Origin of the sequence: Neopararhizobium haloflavum (assembly GCF_002750855.1) — a bacterium.
Taxonomy (GTDB): Bacteria; Pseudomonadota; Alphaproteobacteria; order Rhizobiales; family Rhizobiaceae; genus Georhizobium; species Georhizobium haloflavum.
Window position 1 is genome coordinate 252,007 of record NZ_NWUC01000001.1, and the last position, 22,253, is coordinate 274,259.

The following is a 22,253-nucleotide window of genomic DNA, read 5'->3' on the forward strand; positions in this document are numbered from 1 at the left end:
AGAAAATTGATGATCTGCGTTGATCGCGCAATCCGCTCAAGCTAAGCCTAGCGGGTATGGCCGCGTGCGCGGCTCCGCTCTTTCGGAAGGAGAACGACATGGCCGCGATCCGGCTTGGACTGATCGGAGACAATATCGCACGATCACGTTCGCCGCGTCTTCACGAGTTGGCGGGCGCGCTTGCAGGTCAGGACGTTTCCTATGAACGGCTCATACCGAGCGATATCGGCCAGGATTTCGAAAGCACCTTCGATTTCTGCATGCGTGAGGGTTTCCGCGGCATCAATGTGACCTATCCCTACAAGGAAAGGGTGGTGCGCAAGCTGACCGTGGCCGATCCGGTGATCGCGGCAATCGGCGCCTGCAACACCGTACTCTTCGAAAGCGAAGGACCGCAGGGTCACAACACCGACTACACCGGGTTTGTCCATGCGTTCCGGTCCGCCTTGGGGGACATGTCGCCAGGTATTGTCGCCATGGCCGGGGCAGGCGGGGTTGGCAAGGCCATCGGCTTCGCGCTGGCAGATCTCGGTTGCGAGAGACTCTTGCTGTACGATCTCGATGAGGCAAAGGCAGAGGCGCTGCGTGCATCCCTGCAGCCCAGCGGCATGACGGTGGCGATTGCGGACAGCATCGACGCGGCGTGCCAGCCCGCCGACGGCTTGATCAACTGTACGCCGATCGGCATGGTGGGCTATCCGGGCAGCGCGATGCCGGCGCCACTGCTCGGCGGCAAGCGGTGGGCCTTCGACGCCGTCTACACGCCGGTGGACACGCAATTCCTGATCGAGGCGGAGACGGCAGGCCTGCGCACGCTTTCCGGATATGAGCTCTTCTTTCACCAGGGCGTCGATGCGTTCAGATTGTTCACCGGCCTTGATGTGGACGAGGCGGCGTTGCGTGATGCGCTCGAAGCGACCGATCCAAACCTGAAGCAAACGGCATGAAGACATCGATCGCCACAGTCTCGATCAGCGGTGACCTGAAGGAAAAGCTGGCGGCCATCGCGGCGGCCGGTTTTGACGGTGTGGAAATCTTCGAGAACGATTTCCTGGCCTATGACGCAACGCCCGCGGAAGTCGGTCGGATGGTGCGCGACCATGGGTTGGACATCACCCTGTTTCAGCCGTTTCGCGATTTCGAGGGACTGCCGGAGCCACAGCGTCGGCGCGCGTTTGAGCGTGCGGAGCGGAAATTCGACCTGATGGGGGAAATGGGCACGGACCTGATGCTCGTCTGTTCTAGCGTGTCGCCGGTGGCGCTCGGCGGGATCGACCGCGCTGCCGCTGACTTTCGCGAGTTGGGTGAGCGGGCAGCAACGCGCGGCATCCGGGTGGGCTACGAGGCGCTTGCCTGGGGGCGGCACGTCTTCGACCACCGGGACGCCTGGGAAATCGTTCGCCGGACCGATCATCCCGCGATCGGGATCATACTCGACAGCTTTCACACTTTGGCCCGCGGCATCGATGTGGAGACGATCCGCTCGATCCCCGGTGACCGGATATTCATCGTCCAACTGGCCGACGCACCGCGCATCGATATGGACCTGCTCTATTGGAGCCGGCATTTCCGCAACATGCCGGGCGAGGGCGATCTCGACGTCGCCGGTTTCATGCGCGCCGTCGCGGCCACGGGCTACGATGGGGCGCTGTCGCTGGAGATCTTCAACGACCAGTTTCGCGGAGGTTCGCCGCGCTCGATCGCCGTCGATGGGCGGCGCTCGCTGGTCGCCCTGATGGACGCGGTGGTTCGGCGCGAGCCCGACGTGAAGATCGCCGTTCCGAAGATGCCGGACAAGGTATCGGTTTCCGGCGTCGAGTTCATCGAGTTCGCGGCGGATGAAGAGGAAGCGGCGACGCTCGGCCGGATGCTGCGCGGGCTCGGGTTTCGCCAGGTGGGCAAGCATGTTTCGAAAGAGGTCGTCCTCTGGCGGCAAGGCCCGGACAAGAGCGGAATCAACCTCATCATCAACAGCGAGCGCGAAGGCTTCGCCCATGCCTCCTATGCCGTGCACGGTACGTCAGTGTGTGCGATCGGCCTGAAGGTCGCCGATGCGGCTGCGACGGTGGCGCGCGCACGCGCGCTCGGTGCCGAACCCTTCGACCAGCCGGTCGGGCCCGGCGAGCTCAAGATACCGGCGATCCGTGGCGTCGGCGGCGGGCTCGTTCATTTTCTTGACGACAAGACCGAATTGACCGCCGTGTGGGATAAGGAATTTCGGCCCGTCGATGGCTTCGAGGCGTCGCCGGCGGATGGCCGGCTCACCGGCATCGACCATGTCGCGCAGACCATGAATTATGAGGAGATGCTGACCTGGCTGCTCTTCTACACCGCGATCTTCGACACACGGAAGACGGCGATGGTGGATGTCGTCGACCCGGCGGGCCTTGTGCGCAGCCAGGCGATCGAAAACGGCGAGGGATCCCTGCGCATCACGCTCAACGGCGCGGAGAATCGGCGCACGCTCGCCGGTCGCTTCATCGCAGAAAGCTTCGGTTCGGCCGTTCAGCATGTGGCATTCGTCACCGACGACATCTTCGCCGCGGCGCAGGCGATGCGCGACAACGGGCTTACCCCGCTGGAGATATCGCGCAACTATTACGACGATCTGGAGGCCCGATTCGGTCTGGAGCCGGATTTTTCCGACCGGCTGCGGGCGCACAACGTCCTTTATGACCGCGATGGCGACGGCGAATGTTTCCAGATTTACAGCCCAAGCTATGGTGAAGGCTTCTTCTTCGAGGTGGTGGAGCGCCGTGGGGGCTATCGCGGCTATGGCGCCGCCAACGCGCAGTTCCGCATCGCCGCGCAGAAAAGACATCTGCGCGCGCCGGGGATGCCGAGACAGTAGCGGTGTCAGCGGCTATGGTGGCCGTCATCTGATGCGCCCAATCCATTTCAATTCCTTCCTCTTTCGCGGCGAATGCTAGACCTCTTTTCCATCACCGCGCCGATCTTCCTTCTGATCGGGGTCGGCTTCGTCGCCGTGCTGAGCGGCATCGTCGCCAAGCATCAGGCGCAGGCCCTGGCTGTCTTCGTGCTCAATTTCGCGCTGCCGGCTCTGATCATCGACGCGCTTTCGACCAAGCCCTTCGACCAGCTTTTCGACGCACGCTATCTCGCCGCCTATGCGATCGGATCGCTTCTGGTTTTCGGCGCGATGTTCCTGGTCATGCGCTACGCGGTCGGGCGATCCTTGTCCCATGCCGCGATCGCCGCGCTCGGCAGTTCCGGGTCCAACAGCGGCTTCATCGGCTATCCGGTGGCGGTGCTGGTGATCGGGGAACTGGCCGCGGTAGGGCTGGCGCTCAACATGATGATCGAGAACATGGTGATCATTCCTCTCGCTCTGGCACTGGCGGAAAGCGGCCTGCAATCCGGGCAGTCGTTGGCAACGATCCTCAGGGCGACGGGGCGGCGGCTCGTGCGCAACCCGATCATCATCGCCATCGTGATCGGCATGGCGCTTTCGCTCTCGGGCGTCACGCTTCCCGGCCCGGTCGATACGGCGATCGGCATGATGGCGACGGCGTCAGCGCCCGCTGCACTCTTCGTCATCGGCGCGGCACTGGTCGGATTGCGCCTTGGCAGCATGGCGCTCGATGTCGGTCTGATCGTGGCGGCAAAACTGATCGCACACCCCCTGGCCGTCGCCTTCGGGTTCATGCTGCTTCCAGGGGTCGATCCGGATCTCGTCGTCGCAGCCGTCATTTTTGCCGGCGTGCCGATGCTGAGCGTCTATCCGATCTTCGGTCAGCGTTTCGGGATGGAGGGCGTCTGTGCGGCCGCGCTCATGGTGGCGACCCTCGCCGCATTCTTCACGACGACGATGCTGCTCGGCATCGTATCCGGCAACTGACCGGCTATCGGTCAGCGCGCATTCATTCACATCCGGAAACGGTCAGCCTTCCTGCTCCGCGCGGGCGCGGGTCGCGCCGATCTGCGGCGAAACCGGATCGCGCGAATACAGAATGTCGTAGGTGATCGGATCGTAATAACGAAGCAATTCCTGGACGAAATGCTTGGGATCGATCCCGAACGCTTCGGCAAAGGCCAGATAGCGCTCCGGCGGAATGCGGCCTCGTCCGGATTCGATCTGCGAGATAAAGCTGTAATAGTCGATCCCCGTCGCCTTGGCGAGTTCGCGCTGCGACAGACCTGCGTTCTCGCGCAGAATGCGAACCCAGCGGCCGGCACGCTGCCTGAGACGAAGGACTTCCGACGTATCCAATCCCTGTTGCGGATGCGAGTACACGGTGTTCGACCTTTGCTATAGAGCCCGATATCCCAAGAAGTAAAAGTTGCACGTCGTCTTACTCAAGCTGACACTAAAATCGATAGCAGTCGCCGTTTAGTGCAGCAAATACAATCGCGCCCATTTTGATTGCTTTGAGCCGTCATTCGCCTCTCCATTCTGGACCAAATAACGCCACCATTATGAGTGGTGAATCGGCGTCGCTGGATCAAACCTGCGGTTCTGCGCCATGTATGTAGTCTTGTATGGTTTAAAAATTGACAATCAATATGATCGTTAATGACAAAAATCAGTATTAGTGTCCCCGTTTGGGTTTGAATATACGATTGACACCTTAACGTACCAAGTCTAGTGACTGGTTGACCTTGGAGGTCCGGGCGGGATGCCGGAATGGTGTCTTCGGGTGCCTGATGTAACTGTGTACAATTGGAGAGGATGTTCCCATGGCTAGTGTGCAGGGAATTTATATTGCGTTGTTCGGGCGTCCGGCGGACCCGCGGGGGTTGGCATTCTATCAGAATGCAACAAACAATGGGGCGAACCTGGACGTTATCTATGGTTCTCTGGCGGGCGAAGAAGAATATCTCGCCCGTTTTGAAGGTCTTTCGTCAGACGACATCATCAACTCGATCTATCAGTCGCTTTTCGAGCGCGACGCGCAGATGAGCGATCTGGCCTACTGGGTCGAAGTCTTCGAAAACGGCACTTACACGATCGAGCAGATCGCGATCGCGATCTATGACGCCGCGCAGAACCAGGACCTGGCAATGATCCAGGCGAAGGAAGCAGCGGCCAACATGTTCACGGCTTCGATCAACACGCAGGCCGAGATCAACGCCTATGTCGGCGGCGATGCCATCGCCTTCGGTATCGCGTTCCTCCAGAACGTGACCTCGAACCCGGCCAGCCAGCCCTCGCAGGCACAGGTCGACGCCGCCCTTCAGGATCTCGTTGCCGGCGTTCAGGACCTCACGGTCGCCGAAGCGCTGGAAAGCGAAGACCTGCCGACTTTCTACCGCATCGTGGGCGAATCCTTCGACGCCGGCGCGGTGACCATCGCCGAAGCGATGGCGTCACTTGCCGCCGTCACGGAAATCCTTGAAGGCGCAGTCAACTCCGACGAGCTCGACATCGCCGACTACTTCACGTGGTCGATCGAGGATTCTGCCGACAACATTCTCGCCAATGCCGATGATCCGGCGATCACCGGCGCTGATTCCGTCACGGCGACAGAATCGCCTTCCGGTCCGCTCACCGTGGCCGAAGCCGAAGCCCTGCTCGCGATCGCGACATTGGGCGAAGGCGTGACCTTCGAGATTTCCGACAGCGCGGCCAACCTGCTTGCGGCCGACCCGGCGCTTCTCGACCAGGCCTCTGCTCTCTCGCTCGATGGCAGCGACGAGACGATCACCTCCGACCAGGCAACGGGCCTGATCGAACTCGGTCTCGACCCCGATACGTTCCCGCCGGTTCCCTCGTCGCTGCTGACGACGGGTATCGACGTTCTCACGATCGGCGAATTCGACACCGTCGTCGGCACCAGCGCGACCTGGGACGAAGGCGACTCGATCACCGGTTCGTCCGGCACGGTCAACTTCTTCTTCACTGACAGCACGGAAGCCGGCTCGCTCGACAACATTTCCGTCGTCAACATCAATCCGAACGGGACCGTCGTCGTCAACGCCGAGAACTGGACCAATATCGAGCAGGTCAACATCATCGAGGTCGACGACAACACCGACTTCCTGATGCGCGAAATCCAGGGCACGGAAATTCCGAGCATTCTGGCCAATGACGTCGAAGTCGGCAGCACCGTGACGCTGCATTTCGACGGTCAGGACCTCAACACCAGCGACAAGACGGTGAATGTCGCCGTGCGTGAGTTCAACGGCACGCTCGAACTGCAGACCGACGCCAACTCGAGCACCGAGACGGTCAATCTCGACGTTCAGGACACCGAAGATTTCGGTTCGACGATGGAAGACCTGATCGGTGTCGACACCAAGACGCTGAACATCTCGGGCGGCGCGGCCGGTCTTGCCTTCACGATCGTCGGCGCACTCGATGCCTCGATCACGACGCTTGACGCTGCGGAACTGGAATCGGATGCCAGCCTCAACGTTTCGGAATCGACCGAGACGATGACGGTGACGCTCGGCTCCGGTGACGACACGATCGACTTCGGCGACACGTTGGTCGACGACACGGTCGATGGCGGCGAAGGCGACGACACCGTGGTGGCCGAATTCACCGACAACGGCACCCGCATGCCGACCATGACGAGCGTTGAAAGCCTCGACGCGGTCTTCAATGCGGCCGTCACCTTCGACGGCACGAATGTCGACGACCTGGCAACCGCCAATCTCGGCGCTTCGACCGGCCGGGCCGACTTCAACAACATGGACGAGACCTTCGCGACCATCAACGTCGAAGGCAATCTCGATCAGGGCGTGGAAGTCGACTATGACGGCGAAGGCGAGACCGACCTGACGGTCAACATCGTCGGCGGCACCACAGCCATCGGCAATGCCGGCAACGACAGCGGCATCGAAGCCCGTAACGCGACCAGCTTTGCGCTGAATCACAACGGCACGGCCAATGTCACGGTCTCCAACGGCATTCGTGTCGACGAAGACACGACCGAAAGCGTGACCATCACAAACAACTCCGCCGCGGACCTCACGGTCAACGAGTCAAACGACGCGAATACAGTGATCGTTGATGGCAATGCCGTCGAAACGCTCTCAATTGTTTCAACCGCAGCAGGCGATGTTTTTCTGCCGGGTATCGGCGGCGATTTGATGAGTGAGGCTGGCAGTCTGCAGACCTACTCGATCACATCGGCTAGCGATAGCGACATCGCCGTTGGTTCGATTGGGACGGATGAAGAAGCAGAGGATCTGGAGAACATTACGATTAGCGCAGGCGTGAGTTCGTTCATTGATGTCGGTGAGATTGAGGCTGATGGTCCCGATGGTGCTGCAACCATCGATCAGATTGCCATCACGACCGGCACCAGCGCACAGGTCACGCTTCGCGGGGACGATTGGCTTTCTGCTGCTTCCGTCAATCAGATGACCATCAACTCTGCACAAGGTGCAGTCGTGCAGGGTGATGCATTCGGCGACGTCAGAATGAATGCGATGCCGATCGGCGGACTTATCGGTGCCCCCGACTTTGACTTTGTCAATCGTAACAATCTCATCGGACTAGACCTCAATGCTCAGGCAGGCGGGTCGCTCCTCGAAGTGTCGGGAGCCGGTACGGTAAGCGGCTTCCTGTTCGCGAACGATAACTTCGCGACCATAGATGCTGTAGGCTTAACAGGCTCTGGATTGACCGTGATCCACGCTGACCCGACTGATGCATCTGGCTTCACCTTCAACGGCTCGAACCAGGCTGATCAGGTATCCGCTACCCACGAGGACGATGTCCTTAACGGTAACGGTGGTGATGATGTGCTGATTGGCCTGTTCGGAGACGATGTCGTCAATGGTGGTGCCGGCAATGATCGTCTGTATGGCGATACGGGCTACGATGAAGATGTTGGCGACACCGACGGTACGGACATCACGTCTGACTTTGGCAACACTGGCATTGATGACGATGATCAGATTGCTGGGAACGACGTTCTCGATGGTGGCGCTGGCAATGACATCATTGTCGGCGGCGCAAATGGCAACGCCGATCCCGACAACGGCATCTTTGGGGATGTTCTGACCGGTGGCGCTGGTGCGGATCAGTTTTGGTTTGACTTCACTGACGGCAAGTTCCCCGATGCAGTGGAAACGGGCAAATCAAACAACCCGAACGGCTTCATGCAGGACACGATCACAGATTTCTCCGGCTCGAGCGACGTGATCTTCATCGACACTGACGGGGCTTTCACCGGGAACTACTTGATCGCAGTTTATGAGGACGATGCAGCGACGATCATCGGAGCTGGCGATCCAACGCTGGATGTTCGAATGGTCGCCCGCATCGGCAATTACAACGAAAACGGCACGTTTAATCAGGACACCAACGGCGCCGACGTTCAGCTGCTCTTCAACGAAGACGCTGGAAGTTTCGGGATCGCACCTTTCCTCAATGACGGAGGAGATGTCCTGTTCAACGAAGCTGAATTTGAAATCGCCTTGGAAGGTGCAGCCAATCAGTTCGGCTCGATCTCTTCCAGTTGGGTCGACTTCGTCTAAGGCCGGGCGGGGAGGGGCTTTTCGTACTGCGTGCCCCGACCTTGGTGGTCTTTCAGCGTCCCGGCTTCGTGCCGGGGCGCTTTTTGTTTTGTGCGGTCGGCAGCGGGCGCGCGAAAGCGCCCTTTCGGCCCATGCGGGCGCCAGGGGGAAAGCAGCAGTGACGGGTCCGGGGCGCAAGGATCGAGCCGCCTGGAGATGTGTGTTGTCATGGCGCGGTCTTCGCGCCCCGGCGGCGTTCTCGGGAGCATCCTCCGTCAGATCCCGGTTCAAGCTCTCTGCGCGGACCGGCCATCCCTTCGGGCGCTCGGCCTTTCGGGGACGCGCGGCCGGCCCGCTTGCACGGGCACGCAGCCGAACCTGGTCATAGTGCCAGGGGGAACCGTTTCGGGATCTCTCCGGCCGGCGGCCACGTTTCACCGCTGGCGGAAGCGCCGTCCTTCGCCCTGGGCCGGACCGTCGACCTGTCCCATCCCGTCGCGGCGAAGGAAAGGAGAGTATGGCACGGGCGCGAGGGACGGGGAAAAGGGGGAGGGTGATGTCTCTCTCCTCCGTCACTTCTGTGCTTGTCACAGAGGTCCATGCCTCTCCCCTTTCGGCTCGGGCGTTCTGTCGAGAGAACCTTGCTGCGGGGCGCTCAACGGTATGGATGCCTGTGACGAGCACAGGCATGACGGAGGAAGGGGGTTGCGGGAGGCTAGACTGCTGGTGAATCGACGAGCATGCTGCGGTGAATCCGTTCCTCCCGGTTGGCTGCGCGCACAAAAAGGCCGGGGCCTTTCGGCCCCGGCTGTCAGTGCAGTTCCCCGGTAGAAGGTCGGCTTCTTGTCAGTAGAGGTCGCGGCGGGTCTGCTGCGCGTCGAAACGCAGGATGCCGCCGCGGGTAATGCGGTCGATGAACTGATCGCGCACCTGATGGCCGCTGTCAGTCAGAGAGAGAAGCCAGCTGCGCCGGTCGGCCGGATCCTCAGTGCGTTTCACCAGGCCGTAATTTTCGAGCCTGGCGAGATGGCGCAATGCGGTGGCCGACGGTGCATGGCTGGCAACGCACGCACTCGAGACGGAAATCTTGCGGCCGAGCCCCTCGGCCAGCGCGATTTCCAGAAACATATGCCAGGCGATGTCGGAAAGTTCCCGATCCCCCAGTATATGCTGGCGCGCGTTGCGCGCCGAGGTGAGGTGCGCGATGATCTTTTCGCGTCCCTCGATCGTGACGGACTCACGGCCGCCATCGCCTTCACCGACACGCGTGACCATGGCCCGGTTGATGGCGCTCATGAGTTCGTCTGTGGAGACCGGCTTCAACAAAAAGTCGGTCACGCCATGGCGCAAAGCGGAGATGGCATCGTCGAACGTCGCGTCGTTGGCGACGAGAATGCCGGCGAAATATCGCCGCTTCCAGAAGGACAGTTTGCGAATGAGTTCGATGCCGCTGATGCGCGGCAGGTCGATATTCGCGATAACGAACGAGATGGAGCCCTGTTCACCGAACCGGATCAGCGCCTCGTCCGCGCTGCTCGCCACGTGGCAGTCCACTTCGTATTGCTCCAGTTCCGAGCGTACCCTGTCGAGAAACGTCAGATCGGAGTCGACCAGCAGGACCGACTGGGCCGTCGCCTTGCGCCGACCGATATGCGGTTGCTGTACTGAGTCTGTGGCCAAGTTCAACATCGATCACCAACTTTGCTACGCTACGATGTGAATTTACCTTTTCTATACTAAGCAGAAACGCCCCGAATATAAACCCCAAAAACTTTCAAATTGACAATCAACCCCTGTCGCCTGGGCAATTAGGGTTCAGTCTGATGCCTTTCCGGGTTAATTCCAGGTGAATCTTGCCCGTATAATGTACCGCTATGAGTTCGAAATTGTATATAGGGGTAAATACTTATCGGCGCACCAATAAGTTGCTTCTTCAAATTCGTCTACTAAAGGTTCTGGGAGTGGGTCTCAGTCGCTCAACAGAATGGCGAAGCAAAGGTCAGGTCAATGCTGATGCATAATCCGGATTTTTTGCCTCAACACAACACTGCTTCCGGCTAGGAGGCGCTTTTTCAACAGTGCTTCTATTTTCAGCTTTATCAACCAGCGAGATTCCTTCGATATCTGAAACGTTTCAGGGCATCGCGCCATCTGCCTTGGGGTTGCGTGACACACGAGCGGCGCCGCATGACCGAACGTGTGTTTTGGCCTGGCGTGCCCGCACCATCCAGCCTTGCGATTAACATGTGTAAGTTGCGGGCGGCAGGGTTGCGGATAATGTCGCTGCCGACTCGGGGGAGCAGCATGCAGTCGCGGCCACTCCACGAGTATGTCCGGTCCACATCCCGTCCTCTTCATGTCCGCATTGATCCCTTCGTCCATCGCTCAAGCCATGCCCGGCAACTGTTCCACGGACCGATGTCGGTGGGTCCTGCCGCGGTGAAGCTCGAAGACATCTTCTCCCAGATACGAACAGTGCCGGCGAAAGCGCAGATCGCCTGCGCGGAGGCGGCGCCCAGCATCATCTATGTGCATGCCGGGCTTTGCGTCGGCTATGATCTGCTGTCCGACGGAAGACGGCAGATCTTGGCGATCTATTGTGCCGGCGACCTCATCAATGCGACGGCGCTCGGCGGGGCGAAGGCTGCGGGCAATATCCTCGCCATGAGCGAGGCGATGATCGCGAGCCTTTCACCCGGCGAACTGTCTGGCGCGATGCGGACGAATCCCAAGGTGGATGGTGCGATCATTCGCCAGATGGGCAGGCGGCAGGCGATCCTGGAAGCATGGATCGGTGCGCTCGGCCGCCGGTCCGCGCTGGAGCGCATGGCGATGCTTTTTTGCGAGCTGGCGGTGAGGATAAGAGGCGGTGAGCCGGTCAACGGGTCGCTTGCCGTCCCACTGAGCCAGGCGGACCTTGCGGATGTGCTTGGCCTGTCGGTCGTCCACGTCAACCGCGTGCTGCGTATCATGCGCGAGAGCGCCCTGGCGTCCTTCGAAGCCGGTCGACTCGATATTCTCGATTGCGACCGGCTGGCCGCCATCGCGGAATTCGACGGCGCGTATCTGCGCTGAATCGTGAGAACTGTTGCAGAAGATCAAATCATCGCCCGGTTAACCTTTGTTATTGCGCTGAATTAGGCAACGCGAAAACATCCTGCCACGTTTGAAAGGACGGTGGTTATGACGAACGTTTCGGAAGAACTGCTTGCGCATGTCAACGATCCGAAGATACCCGACAAGGCCCGGCTTTTGCGAACGCGGCGGCTGGCCGCGGAACTCGCGCTCGGAATCGCGGACAGGACGACGGGCGAGCGGATGCTTCGCTCGCTGAACGATGCCTACCTCAATCTTCAATTGGCGACAGTCGCTGGTGATCCCGGCATGCTTGCGCAATGCCGCAAGGATTGCATCGCGCTCATTGGAGAAATCCGCCAGCAGTCGATTGGGACGGACCAGGCCGCCAGCGCCTGAGGCCATCATCCACAATCAGCGCCGGCCCGGCTAAGGTGAGACCATGACGTCTTTTCCAAAGCCGGTGCCGGCCGATTTTTTTGAGCGCAGCGCTCGTGCCGTCGCGCGCGATCTCATCGGCTGCCATCTTCTCGTGCGCGGCGTCGGTGGCGTCGTGGTGGAGACGGAAGCCTATCATGGCGATGACCCCGCCTCGCACAGTTTCCGCGGCGAAAGGAAGGGAAACCGGGCGATGTTCGGCCCGCCGGGGCGCGCCTATGTCTATCGCTCCTATGGCGTTCACTGGTGCCTCAACGTCGTGTGCCGGAGGGGAGACGCGGTCCTGATCCGCGCGCTCGAACCGACGACCGCCATCGCGTTGATGCAAGAGCGACGCGGACGCTCGGACCTGCGCTCGCTTTGCTCGGGGCCGGGAAAGATCGGTCAGGCGCTGGCCATCTCTCACGCCGACAACGGCCAGCCCTTTCAGTGCGATACGTTCGGTTCCATCGCGTTGCCGATGGCGGCCCCCGTGGGCGATGCTGTTCTGAGCGGGCCGCGCATCGGCATATCGAAGGCCAAAGAACTGCCGTGGCGGTTCGGCCTTGCCGGCTCTTCCTTCGTCAGCCGGCGCTTTTGATGGTCATGGGCGCAAAAGCGTCCACGCCCATGACCGCTTCCATGGCTGGCATCACGCAGCCAGACTGTTGACGCGGCTTTCGGCCAGGTCGGTCAGTTTGGCATCCGCGGCCTTTTCCTCTTCGAGGTTCTGCTTGAGCAATTCGGCGCAGTCGTTTCGCCCCAGCTCGCGCGCCCAGGCTATCAGCGTGCCATAGCGCGTCATCTCGTAATGCTCGACAGCCTGGCAGGCTGCGACGATAGCCGCGTCGAGGACCTTTGGGTCGTCCACTTCGCCGGAAATCTCGTCGCCTTCCTTCAAGATGCCGTCGATCGCGGGGCAGTTGACGGCCTTGGGCTTTTCGCCGTGCATCTCGAAAACCCGTTCGAGCCGTTCGACATGGCCGCGCGTTTCCTTCAGGTGATCTTCAAGTCCCTGTCGCAGTTGCGCATTTCCGGCTTTTTCGATCATCTTGGGAAGCGTCTTCTCGATCTGCATCTCTGCATAGTAGATGTCGCGCAGCGTATGCACGAAGAGATCGTCCATCGTCTTGATATCCTTCGAGAACAGTCCCATCGTTTGATGCTCCTTTTTCGGTGGGCGCCGTGCCGTCCGGCACGGGGTCCTGCCGAACCGGGAGCCATGTCCGATGTTCCGGACCTTGGACATGTGGCACCAGAAAAAGTCTTTGCCGTCGGCCGGGAACATCGCCGCCTTGCCAGGGTTCAGGAGTCGGAGCCGCGGGCCGTGTCAATCGGACGCGACGGCATAGGGCACAGGACGGTTTTTCCGATTTCCCGCCTGGCCTTGGGATCGGCACCCACCCTTGTCCCGTCCGGTCCGCGACTCTCGCCGCCGTTGCGGCATCCCGATCCAAGGTGATGCCGAAGCATGGGTACTCATGGTGGAGAAAACGTTGCCCACCTATTATTTCGAGTTTTGCGGCAAAGACGGCTTCGTCGATCGGTCCGACGGCATCGATCTGGCAGATGGCGCGCTGTGCGAGGAAGCCGTCAAGGGTGCCAAGGATCTCATGCGGGAGGGCATATCGGAGGGCCTCGACAGAACCGGCTGGGTCGCGCAAATCTATGACGCCGAGGGCGAATTGGTCTTGCGGTTCAGATTCTCCGACCTTCTGCGCCGGGAATAGATCGCCAACGAAATCGGGGGGAAGGATATTTCAATGATCATGCAGACCAAGCTGCTTCGCCGTTCGATTGGCGGCACGGTTGAATTCACGCGCGAGCTTTCGTTTTGACCAATCCCCTGCTTCTTCATCTGGAAAAGCGCGATGCGCTCAGTCCTGCCGAGCGCGACATCATCCTGGAGATGAGCGCGAACCAGAAGGTTTTTCCGGCGAAGGTCGACATCGTGCGCGAGGGCGACAACCCGACCGAAAGCTGCATGCTGCTTTCCGGGTTCTCCGCGCGGTATCACATTCTTGCCGATGGCAAACGACAGATCAGCGCAATCCACGTTCCCGGCGATTTCGTTGACCTGCACAGTTTTCTGTTGGCGCGCATGGATCATTCGGTTGCCGCCCTGACGGATTGTCGCGTGGCGATGGTCCCACACACGCACTTGCGCGAACTTTCACAGACGCAGCCGCATCTGACGCGTCTGTTGTGGCTGTCCACACTGATCGACGCGGCGATCCACCGGCGCTGGATCGTGACGTCCGGGCGTCTGTCGGCGGCGGGGCAGCTGGCGCATCTGATCTGCGAGATGTTCTGCCGACTGCAAGTCGTGGAGATGGTGGAAGAGGACAGTTTCCGCCTACCGATCAGCCAGATCGAGCTTGGCGATGCGCTCGGTCTTTCGACCGTCCATATCAACCGCACGATCCGCGAATTGCGCGAACGCGACCTGATCCGATGGCAAAACAGTCAGATCACCATCGTCAATTGGACTTCACTGAAACGGTTTGCGCAGTTCGAGCCCATCTACCTCAATCTCGAGCCCGAGCGTCGTTGAGGTAATGACATATTGACATAAAGATGTCTTTATGTGAGCTAGGCATATGGCCAATGCTCCCACAGATTCCGCGCCCTTCAGTGATGCTCTTTTCGGTCCCGACGACGGGCCACGCTCGGGCGTGGATGTCCTGACCGCGCTGCGTCGCGCTGCGGCGGAGCGAATTCTCATCCTCGACGGGGCCATGGGCACGGAAATCCAGGGTCTGGATTTCGATGAGGACCATTTTCGCGGCGACCGGTTCAGCGGCTGCGCATGCCACCAGCGCGGCAACAACGATCTTCTCATCCTGACGCAGCCCGCTGCGGTCGAAGACATTCATTACCGCTATGCGCTGGCGGGAGCGGATATTCTCGAGACCAATACGTTTTCGTCAACGCGGATCGCACAGGCCGACTACGGCATGGAGGACGCGGTCTACGAACTCAACCGCGACGGCGCGCGCCTTGCCCGGCGTGCGGCACGGCGGGCTGAAGACAAGGACGGCAAGCGGCGGTTTGTGGCCGGCACGCTCGGTCCCACCAATCGCACGGCGTCCATTTCGCCGGATGTCAACAATCCGGGCTACCGCGCCGTCAGCTTCGACGACCTGCGCGAAGCGTATGGCGAACAGATCGAAGGACTGGTCGACGGCGGGGCCGACATCATCCTGATCGAGACGATCTTCGACACGCTCAACGCCAAGTCTGCGATCTTTGCCTGCCGCGAGGTGTTCTCGCGCAGGGGGATCACGCTGCCGATCATGATTTCCGGCACGATCACCGATCTGTCGGGCCGTACGCTTTCCGGTCAAACGCCAACGGCGTTCTGGCATTCGGTGCGCCATGCCGACCCGTTCACCATCGGGTTGAACTGCGCCCTCGGCGCTGATGCCATGCGGCCGCATCTGGCGGAACTCTCCGAGGTCGCAGAAACGCTCGTCTGCGCATATCCCAATGCCGGTCTTCCAAACGAGTTCGGCGGATACGACCAGAGCCCGCAAGAAATGGCCGACCAGGTCGAGGTGTTCGCCCGCGAAGGCCTGGTCAACATCGTTGGCGGGTGTTGCGGGTCGACGCCCGAGCATGTGGCGGCAATAGCGGCGGCGGTGTCCCGCCATGCGCCGCGTGTCGTGGCCACACCGGAGCGGCGGATGCGACTTTCGGGTCTCGAACCCTTCACGCTTCGCCCCGACATTCCTTTCGTCAACATCGGCGAGCGGACCAACGTGACCGGGTCGGCGAAGTTTCGCAAGCTGATCACGGGCGGTGACTACGCGGCGGCGCTCGCCGTGGCACGCGATCAGGTCGAAGGCGGCGCGCAGATCATCGACGTCAATATGGATGAGGGTCTGATCGACTCGGCCGCCGCGATGCGGGATTTTCTCAACCTCGTCGCTGCCGAGCCGGATATCGCGCGCGTTCCGGTGATGATCGACTCTTCAAAGTGGGAGGTCATCGAAGCCGGGCTCAAGTGCGTTCAGGGCAAGGCGCTGGTCAACTCGATCTCGCTCAAGGAAGGGGAAGAGGGTTTCGTCAAGCAGGCGCGGCTTTGCCGCGACTATGGCGCGGCCATCGTCGTCATGGCCTTTGATGAAAGCGGACAGGCCGACACCCGAGAACGCAAGGTCGAGATCTGCGCTCGTGCCTATCGCATCCTGACCGAGACCGTCGGATTTCCGCCGGAAGACATCATATTCGACCCCAACATCTTTGCCGTCGCGACAGGGATCGAAGAGCATGACAATTACGGCGCCGATTTCATCGGCGCGACAGGTGATATCCGCAAGACGTTGCCGCATGTGCACGTGTCGGGCGGCGTGTCCAACCTGTCCTTCTCGTTCCGGGGCAACGAGGCGGTGCGGGAGGCCATGCATGCTGTCTTTCTTTACCATGCGATCCAGGCCGGCATGGATATGGGGATCGTCAATGCCGGCCAGCTGGCCGTCTACGAGACGATCGATCCGGAACTGCGGGACGCCTGTGAAGACGTTGTTCTCAATCGGGTGCCGTCGCGCGGCGACGCAACCGCGACCGAGCGGTTGCTGGAGCTTGCGGAGCGCTACAAGGGAAGCGGTGGCCGCGAAGCCAGGGAGAAGGATCTGGCCTGGCGCGAATGGCCGGTGGAGAAGCGGCTGGAGCATGCGCTGGTCAACGGGATTACCGATTTCATCGATGCCGATACCGAGGAGGCCCGGCAGAATGCGGAGCGTCCGCTTCATGTGATCGAGGGCCCGCTGATGGCCGGGATGAATGTCGTCGGAGACCTTTTCGGATCCGGCAAGATGTTCCTGCCCCAGGTGGTCAAGTCTGCGCGTGTGATGAAGCAGGCCGTTGCCATCCTGCTTCCCTACATGGAAGCGGAGAAGAACGCGCAAGGCGAAGCCGCCGGCCGGAAGACGGCGGGCACGATCCTGATGGCGACCGTGAAAGGCGACGTCCACGATATCGGCAAGAACATCGTCGGCGTCGTCCTTGCCTGCAACAATTTCGAGATCATCGATCTCGGCGTCATGGTGCCTGCGACGAAGATCCTGGAAGTCGCGAAAGAGCGCCATGTCGACGCGATCGGGCTTTCCGGGCTGATCACGCCGTCGCTCGACGAGATGGCTCATGTGGCTGGCGAGATGGAGCGCGAGGGCTTCGATGTACCACTTTTGATCGGTGGCGCCACGACGAGCCGGGTGCACACTGCGGTCAAGATCCACCCCCGTTATGAACGTGGGCAGACCGTCTACGTGACGGACGCCAGCCGCGCCGTCGGCGTGGTCTCCAAGCTTCTGTCGAAAAGCGCCGCGCCGGCCTATATCGAGACCGTGCGGGAGGAATATCGGAAAGTCGCCGATGCCCACCGCCGCTCGGAAGCCGAGAAGCAGCGTCTGCCATTGGAGAAGGCGAGGGCAAATGCCTTCAAGATCGACTGGACCGACTATCAGCCACCGCGTCCGTCCTTTCTTGGTACCAAGGTCTTCGATGATTGGGATCTGTCGGAGCTTGCCCGCTACATCGACTGGACGCCGTTCTTCCAGACCTGGGAATTGAAAGGGCGTTTTCCCAAAATTCTGGAAGACGAGAAGCAGGGTGCGGCGGCGCGGCAGCTCTATGCCGACGCACAGGCGATGCTGGCGAAGATCATCGAAGAGAAGTGGTTCCGTCCACGTGCCGTCATCGGCTTCTGGCCAGCAAACCGCGTCGGTGACGACATCCGGCTTTTCGCCGACGAGACGCGGGAACGCGACCTCGCCACGTTCTATTCGCTGCGTCAGCAACTGTCCAAGCGCGACGGCCGGCCGAATACCGCGCTGGCAGATTTTGTCGCGCCGGAAGATGGCGGGCACACCGATTATCTCGGTGGTTTCGTCGTTACCGCCGGTATTGAAGAGGTGGCGATCGCCGAACGGTTCGAGAGGGCAAACGACGACTACTCCTCCATTCTGGTCAAGGCGCTGGCCGACCGTTTCGCCGAGGCGTTCGCTGAACGGATGCATGAGTGCGTGCGTCGCGAATATTGGGGTTATGCCCCCCAAGAAACATTGTCGGCCGAGGATCTGATCGCAGAGCGCTATCACGGCATACGACCCGCGCCAGGCTATCCCGCACAGCCCGATCATACCGAAAAGGCGACTTTGTTCGGGCTGCTGGATGCAACGAACGCCACTGGCGTCGAATTGACCGAAAGCTATGCGATGTGGCCGGGTTCCTCCGTCTCAGGCCTTTATTTTTCCCATCCAGACAGCCACTATTTCGGTGTCGCCAAGGTCGAACGCGATCAGGTCGAGGACTATGCGGCCCGCAAGGCAATGGCCGTCCGCGACGTCGAGCGCTGGCTGAGCCCGGTCCTCAACTATGTGACCCGCGACGAGGCCGCATGATCGCTCCGCCAGATCGCGGATTTTCGGCAAGCCTTACCAAGGATGGGCGAGGGCGTGTGGCCGCATCCGTCAAACGGAGGTCTGCTGCCTGATCCTCATTCGGCTATCATTTCGCAGGCGCCCAGAGCGTTGTCGGCTGATGGTGAAAGGTGAGGATCATGCGGTTCTTCGTCGGAGAGTTGACGGCATCGTCGCTTGACGGGCGCCGGCTCCAGCGTCTGCAGCGCGTCCTTGCGCAGGTGACGACGGACATTGAGCGAGAGATCGGCCGGATCGGACGGCAACGGGCGCGTGCCGCATCACGTGCCGGCTTTGCCATGCAGGCTCTCGAAAACGATGATGGGCGAGCCGGGCTCCAATCCGCGGTCGACGTCATGGAAGAGCGCATGTGCGCCGGTGAAAGGCGATCGGCCGAACTGGCTCTTCAGGCGCGGTTCCTGGCAGACCTGCAACTTTCACTTCCGGTCGTCTTCAGGGACGGTCGCCAGGCGACCAGCCACAGCAAGGCTGCCACCGGCCATGCCGCCGTTTCCCGCTTTCCGTCCGGGCCGATGCCGATTGGATGACCGCCAACGGCCCGGTGTAACGCTCCTACCTCCTATGGCGGCGTTTACGTTTTAATGGGCAGGCGTAAGCTTTTCGGCAGGTCAGGGCCGCACATTCAAAAAGGTTCGAACGAAACAGGCGACGGCTCTTCCAGAGGAAGGCCGTGGTCGTGGTCCTGTCATTGCCGAACGCGTTGAGCGACACCGCCAACAGCCCAGTGCGCTTGGAACCGATTGGGGCCCTGAATGGATAGTATGTTGACTGCACCGTGGCGATCGGTTTCCGACCAGAAAAACAGGGCGGAATCGGACTTCGTCAGCCTGTCCGACATTATGGGCTTTGCGCGACGCTACGCGATATCCATCGCGATCTGCATGGCGATCGCCGTGTCAATCGCATGGTTCTACGTCGCGACGAGCGATCCGATCTATACGGCGCGGGCCCAGATGCTCATCGATCCGAAGTTGCCTCAGCTGCTTCAGCAGCAACAGACGGGCGACGTCAATCTGTCACTCGATACTGCCCAGATCGAAAGCCAGATCGCCGTCATGCAGTCGGAGAAGATCGCCTGGATGGTCATCGAGGAACTCGGGTTGAAGACTGATGCGACATTCAACCGCTCGCGCAGTCCCGACCTCGATATTCGTCTCCAGCGCTTCTTCGCAATCATCGGCGTGGCTACGGGATGGGCCGAGCATCCATGGTTCGTGAACACACAGAACTTCGTCGTCGGTCTCTTCGCCGATGATGCGGCGACGCGCACGGCGCCGACGGAATTCGAGCAGGACCGGCGCACGATGAACCTGTTTCGCGGCGGCCTGGACGTCCGGCGGCTCGGCGTGTCCTACGCGATCGACATCACGTTCCGCTCGCTCGATGCCGAGAATGCGGCCGCCGTCGCGAATGCGGTGTCCGAACAGTTCGTGCGTGAGCAGGTGGAAACCAAGGCGCAGGCAGCGCGCGAGGGTGGAGCATGGCTTGAAAGCCGGCTGAACGAGATGCGTGCGCAAATGAACGAGGCGACGCAGATTGCCCAGGCCTTCCGCGCCAAGCACGACTACAGCGTCGCTCCGCGTGCCGAGCGCGAACTGGACACGGATGGACAAACACCGCAATCGCCGACGCTGGAAGAGCTCGTCGTGACGGCGGACACCTATCGAAAAATGTACGAAAGCTTTCTTCAGGCCTATACGAGCTCGGTTAGCCAGCAATCCTACCCGGTCGCCGATGCGCGTGTGATCACGCCGGCGACGCCGCCCCTGTCGGCAAGCGCGCCGCGCTCCAAGCTTGCGCTGGTCTTCGGCGCGCTCGCCGGGCTGATGGGCGGGGTGAGCCTGGCATTCTTGCGCTTCACGCTCGACAACACGGTCCGCTCCGCACGGCAGGTGCGCCACGCATTCGATGTCGATTGCCTTGGCGAGTTGCCGACCGTGGGCTACGGCCGAAATCGTGCCGGCCGGCTCGATGAGGCACGCCGCGCGCCGCGTTCGCGATTTACCGATGCGATGCGGGAAGCAAAAACGGCGATCAATCTTGCCGAGGCCGCTCATCCGATGCGTTGCATCGGGCTGACCTCGCCGGCTGGTTCATATGCCCGCAGCGTGGTCGCCAGCAACCTTGCGCTTTTGTACGCTGCTTCGGGCATGCGCACGCTCGTCATCGATGCGGATATCGACCATGCGGGACTTTCAAGGGCCCTGGCACCGCGTGGGGCTTCCGCTCAGGTCTATCTCGAAGACGAAGCGATCGAGCATAGCGTCGTTCCCATCTTCCAGCCAGGCTACGACCTTATCCCGAGCAGCTTCAGCGCGGCGCGCGGTTTGCTGAATCCGAAGAATTTCAAAGCCGTCCTCGCCGATCTGGAGGATTACGACGTCATCCTCGTAGATCTGCCACCGCTGTCTTCCGGCGCCGAAAAGCTGGCGATCGGCGGCATGCTCGACGGCATCATTCCCGTTGCAGAATGGGGTGAGACCTCGATGGAACTTCTGGCCGGACTGGTGACGGCGCTGCACGCCAACAAATGCCCGATCATCGGTCTCGTCATCGCAAAGGTGGTGATCGCTTCGCGTGACCGGTATCGGCGATAGGTGAGACGGCTAGTGCCTTCGGCTTAGGACGTAGGCACATCACTGCTGCCGATACCACCTTTGCCGTCCTTGCCCGAAATGGGCTGAAACTTGGAGACTGGGGGCTCAAAGTGGCATTTCGGCATAGGCACATGGGCACCGTAAACCTGCAGAGCTGGCTTCGCCTCATGGCATTCGATCGCGGACCGCATCCGGCCGTTGCCGCAGCGATGGGCACGGTCGCGCCGGCCGGGCCTACCAACGAGAAAAGCGCGCCGGCCGGGATGATATCCCAGATGATGAGCCATGAAGCGGCGGCATTCCCGCGTGACACACATCGGCCGAGTGGCACCGGCAACCGGATCGCGCCGGCCCGGCCGATAGGCGGATGGATCAAGCGGGGGCTGGATCTTGCGATCGCTCTGACCGCCCTGCTGCTGGCTGCCCCGATCATGGTAATCATCGCGATTGTCCTGCGGGCGACGACCGGCGGCTCGGCGATTTTCGCCCACCGAAGGGTCGGGTTCGATGGCAAGCCGTTCGATTGCTACAAATTCCGTACGATGGTCATGAACGGTCAGGATGTCCTGGCCGAGCATCTGGCGCGCAATCCCGAGGCAGCGGCCGAATGGGAGCGATGCCACAAGCTTCGTCGTGACCCGCGCATTACCTTCTTCGGATACATCCTTCGCAAATCCAGTCTCGATGAGCTGCCGCAACTCTTCAACGTTCTGAAGGGCGAGATGAGCTGTGTCGGCCCGCGTCCGATCGTAGCTGATGAACTGCCGCGCTATGGCGAGCAGGTCAGCGACTATCTTCGCGTGCGTCCCGGACTGACCGGGTTGTGGCAGGTCACCGGCCGTAGCAGCACCGACTATGCTTCGCGCATCGCGCTCGATAGCCAGTATGTGCGCGGATGGTCGATCGGGACAGACCTCGTCATTCTCCTTCGCACCGTGGTCGCGGTCATGCGCTTCGATCAGGCATCCTGACAACCGTGTCGCTTACGCGGCCGATGCGGCCGTCAGGAGGAGCGGCGACGCCACAGCATCAGCAGGCAGAGGCTTGTCAGATAGGCGGACTGCAGGATCAGGACGAGCCAGACGGTCGACCACACGCGGTTTTGGTCAAAGAAGAAGAAGCCGGCTGCGATCGTCAGGAAAGTTACCGCAAGAAGCGCCGGGGCGCGAAATCGCAATCCCATGAGCATTCCGATGGCTGCAACGGTGACGATGCTCCAATGCACCCTCGTCTCCCCTGATCGCACGCGGACTTCTTCAATCGGAGATAGATCGCCGGTGGTCAAGTTCAA

General features: G+C 60.9%; 17 protein-coding genes. 13 read left to right on the forward strand and 4 right to left on the reverse strand.

Annotated features, from left to right (window positions below):
- Positions 1 to 98 precede the first annotated feature (98 nt).
- The 3 genes from CN673_RS01365 (at position 99) to CN673_RS01375 (ending at position 3,859) form a co-directional block, all read left to right on the forward strand.
- The gene (locus tag CN673_RS01365; protein WP_099864976.1) at positions 99 to 947 is read left to right on the forward strand and encodes a shikimate dehydrogenase family protein; all 849 of its coding nucleotides are present in this window, start codon (positions 99 to 101) and stop codon (positions 945 to 947) included.
- Positions 944 to 2,851 (forward strand): bifunctional sugar phosphate isomerase/epimerase/4-hydroxyphenylpyruvate dioxygenase family protein, encoded by a 1,908-nt coding sequence (locus tag CN673_RS01370; protein WP_099864298.1) that lies wholly within the window; start codon positions 944 to 946, stop codon positions 2,849 to 2,851. The genes CN673_RS01365 and CN673_RS01370 overlap by 4 nt, the downstream gene beginning before the upstream one ends.
- A 72-nt stretch (positions 2,852 to 2,923) precedes the next feature.
- A complete protein-coding gene (locus tag CN673_RS01375) occupies positions 2,924 to 3,859 on the forward strand; it encodes an AEC family transporter (RefSeq protein WP_099864301.1) in 936 nt (311 codons plus the stop codon).
- 42 nt (positions 3,860 to 3,901) lie between these two features.
- On the opposite strand, the gene CN673_RS01380 is transcribed toward CN673_RS01375, so the two are convergent.
- Positions 3,902 to 4,255 (reverse strand): helix-turn-helix domain-containing protein, encoded by a 354-nt coding sequence (locus CN673_RS01380; RefSeq protein ID WP_099864303.1) that lies wholly within the window; start codon positions 4,253 to 4,255, stop codon positions 3,902 to 3,904.
- Between the two features lie 443 nt (positions 4,256 to 4,698).
- Between CN673_RS01380 and CN673_RS01385 the strand changes: the two genes are divergently transcribed.
- Entirely contained in the window at positions 4,699 to 8,451 is a 3,753-nt protein-coding gene (locus tag CN673_RS01385; RefSeq protein WP_099864306.1) for a DUF4214 domain-containing protein, read from the forward strand.
- A gap of 825 nt (positions 8,452 to 9,276) precedes the next feature.
- Here the strand turns inward: CN673_RS01385 and CN673_RS01390 are convergent.
- On the reverse strand, positions 9,277 to 10,110 hold the full coding sequence (locus tag CN673_RS01390; RefSeq protein ID WP_198585855.1) for a response regulator: 834 nt from the start codon (positions 10,108 to 10,110) through the stop codon (positions 9,277 to 9,279).
- Positions 10,111 to 10,734: 624 nt separating this feature from the next.
- Between CN673_RS01390 and CN673_RS01395 the strand changes: the two genes are divergently transcribed.
- The 3 genes from CN673_RS01395 to CN673_RS01405 all read left to right on the forward strand — a co-directional run bounded on the left by CN673_RS01395 (position 10,735) and on the right by CN673_RS01405 (position 12,523).
- Positions 10,735 to 11,505 (forward strand): Crp/Fnr family transcriptional regulator, encoded by a 771-nt coding sequence (locus CN673_RS01395; protein ID WP_157928755.1) that lies wholly within the window; start codon positions 10,735 to 10,737, stop codon positions 11,503 to 11,505.
- A gap of 108 nt (positions 11,506 to 11,613) precedes the next feature.
- Positions 11,614 to 11,904: a hypothetical protein gene (locus CN673_RS01400; protein ID WP_099864315.1), complete on the forward strand. Its 291-nt coding sequence runs from the start codon at positions 11,614 to 11,616 to the stop codon at positions 11,902 to 11,904.
- A gap of 43 nt (positions 11,905 to 11,947) precedes the next feature.
- Positions 11,948 to 12,523: a DNA-3-methyladenine glycosylase gene (locus CN673_RS01405; protein ID WP_099864318.1), complete on the forward strand. Its 576-nt coding sequence runs from the start codon at positions 11,948 to 11,950 to the stop codon at positions 12,521 to 12,523.
- A gap of 51 nt (positions 12,524 to 12,574) precedes the next feature.
- On the opposite strand, the gene CN673_RS01410 is transcribed toward CN673_RS01405, so the two are convergent.
- Positions 12,575 to 13,078: a YciE/YciF ferroxidase family protein gene (locus tag CN673_RS01410; RefSeq protein WP_099864321.1), complete on the reverse strand. Its 504-nt coding sequence runs from the start codon at positions 13,076 to 13,078 to the stop codon at positions 12,575 to 12,577.
- A gap of 325 nt (positions 13,079 to 13,403) precedes the next feature.
- Between CN673_RS01410 and CN673_RS01415 the strand changes: the two genes are divergently transcribed.
- The 6 genes from CN673_RS01415 (at position 13,404) to CN673_RS01440 (ending at position 21,933) form a co-directional block, all read left to right on the forward strand.
- Entirely contained in the window at positions 13,404 to 13,652 is a 249-nt protein-coding gene (locus tag CN673_RS01415; protein WP_099864324.1) for a DUF6894 family protein, read from the forward strand.
- A gap of 104 nt (positions 13,653 to 13,756) precedes the next feature.
- Positions 13,757 to 14,476: a Crp/Fnr family transcriptional regulator gene (locus CN673_RS01420; RefSeq protein WP_198585856.1), complete on the forward strand. Its 720-nt coding sequence runs from the start codon at positions 13,757 to 13,759 to the stop codon at positions 14,474 to 14,476.
- A gap of 46 nt (positions 14,477 to 14,522) precedes the next feature.
- The gene (gene metH, locus CN673_RS01425; RefSeq protein WP_099864327.1) at positions 14,523 to 18,326 is read left to right on the forward strand and encodes a methionine synthase; all 3,804 of its coding nucleotides are present in this window, start codon (positions 14,523 to 14,525) and stop codon (positions 18,324 to 18,326) included.
- 158 nt (positions 18,327 to 18,484) lie between these two features.
- Entirely contained in the window at positions 18,485 to 18,892 is a 408-nt protein-coding gene (locus tag CN673_RS01430; RefSeq protein ID WP_099864329.1) for a hypothetical protein, read from the forward strand.
- A 225-nt stretch (positions 18,893 to 19,117) separates the two neighbouring features.
- A complete protein-coding gene (locus tag CN673_RS01435) occupies positions 19,118 to 20,962 on the forward strand; it encodes an ATPase (RefSeq protein ID WP_245409728.1) in 1,845 nt (614 codons plus the stop codon).
- A 131-nt stretch (positions 20,963 to 21,093) separates the two neighbouring features.
- Complete coding sequence (locus CN673_RS01440) at positions 21,094 to 21,933, forward strand: sugar transferase (protein ID WP_245409729.1); 840 nt, start codon at positions 21,094 to 21,096, stop codon at positions 21,931 to 21,933.
- 32 nt (positions 21,934 to 21,965) lie between these two features.
- Here CN673_RS01440 and CN673_RS01445 read toward each other — a convergent pair whose 3' ends face one another.
- Positions 21,966 to 22,187: a hypothetical protein gene (locus CN673_RS01445; RefSeq protein ID WP_099864337.1), complete on the reverse strand. Its 222-nt coding sequence runs from the start codon at positions 22,185 to 22,187 to the stop codon at positions 21,966 to 21,968.
- Positions 22,188 to 22,253 lie beyond the last annotated feature (66 nt).

What these genes read in the sequence shown, in the direction of transcription:
- CN673_RS01365 (WP_099864976.1), top strand. Translation starts at nt 99, where the DNA reads ATGGCCGCGATCCGGCTTGGACTGATCGGAGACAATATCGCACGATCA.
- CN673_RS01375 (WP_099864301.1), top strand. Translation starts at nt 2,924, where the DNA reads ATGCTAGACCTCTTTTCCATCACCGCGCCGATCTTCCTTCTGATCGGG.
- CN673_RS01385 (WP_099864306.1), top strand. Translation starts at nt 4,699, where the DNA reads ATGGCTAGTGTGCAGGGAATTTATATTGCGTTGTTCGGGCGTCCGGCG.
- CN673_RS01405 (WP_099864318.1), top strand. Translation starts at nt 11,948, where the DNA reads ATGACGTCTTTTCCAAAGCCGGTGCCGGCCGATTTTTTTGAGCGCAGC.
- metH (WP_099864327.1), top strand. Translation starts at nt 14,523, where the DNA reads ATGGCCAATGCTCCCACAGATTCCGCGCCCTTCAGTGATGCTCTTTTC.
- CN673_RS01410 (WP_099864321.1), bottom strand. Translation starts at nt 13,078, where the DNA reads ATGGGACTGTTCTCGAAGGATATCAAGACGATGGACGATCTCTTCGTG.
- CN673_RS01400 (WP_099864315.1), top strand. Translation starts at nt 11,614, where the DNA reads ATGACGAACGTTTCGGAAGAACTGCTTGCGCATGTCAACGATCCGAAG.
- CN673_RS01435 (WP_245409728.1), top strand. Translation starts at nt 19,118, where the DNA reads ATGGATAGTATGTTGACTGCACCGTGGCGATCGGTTTCCGACCAGAAA.
- CN673_RS01440 (WP_245409729.1), top strand. Translation starts at nt 21,094, where the DNA reads ATGGGCACCGTAAACCTGCAGAGCTGGCTTCGCCTCATGGCATTCGAT.
- CN673_RS01415 (WP_099864324.1), top strand. Translation starts at nt 13,404, where the DNA reads ATGGTGGAGAAAACGTTGCCCACCTATTATTTCGAGTTTTGCGGCAAA.
- CN673_RS01370 (WP_099864298.1), top strand. Translation starts at nt 944, where the DNA reads ATGAAGACATCGATCGCCACAGTCTCGATCAGCGGTGACCTGAAGGAA.
- CN673_RS01430 (WP_099864329.1), top strand. Translation starts at nt 18,485, where the DNA reads ATGCGGTTCTTCGTCGGAGAGTTGACGGCATCGTCGCTTGACGGGCGC.
- CN673_RS01395 (WP_157928755.1), top strand. Translation starts at nt 10,735, where the DNA reads ATGCAGTCGCGGCCACTCCACGAGTATGTCCGGTCCACATCCCGTCCT.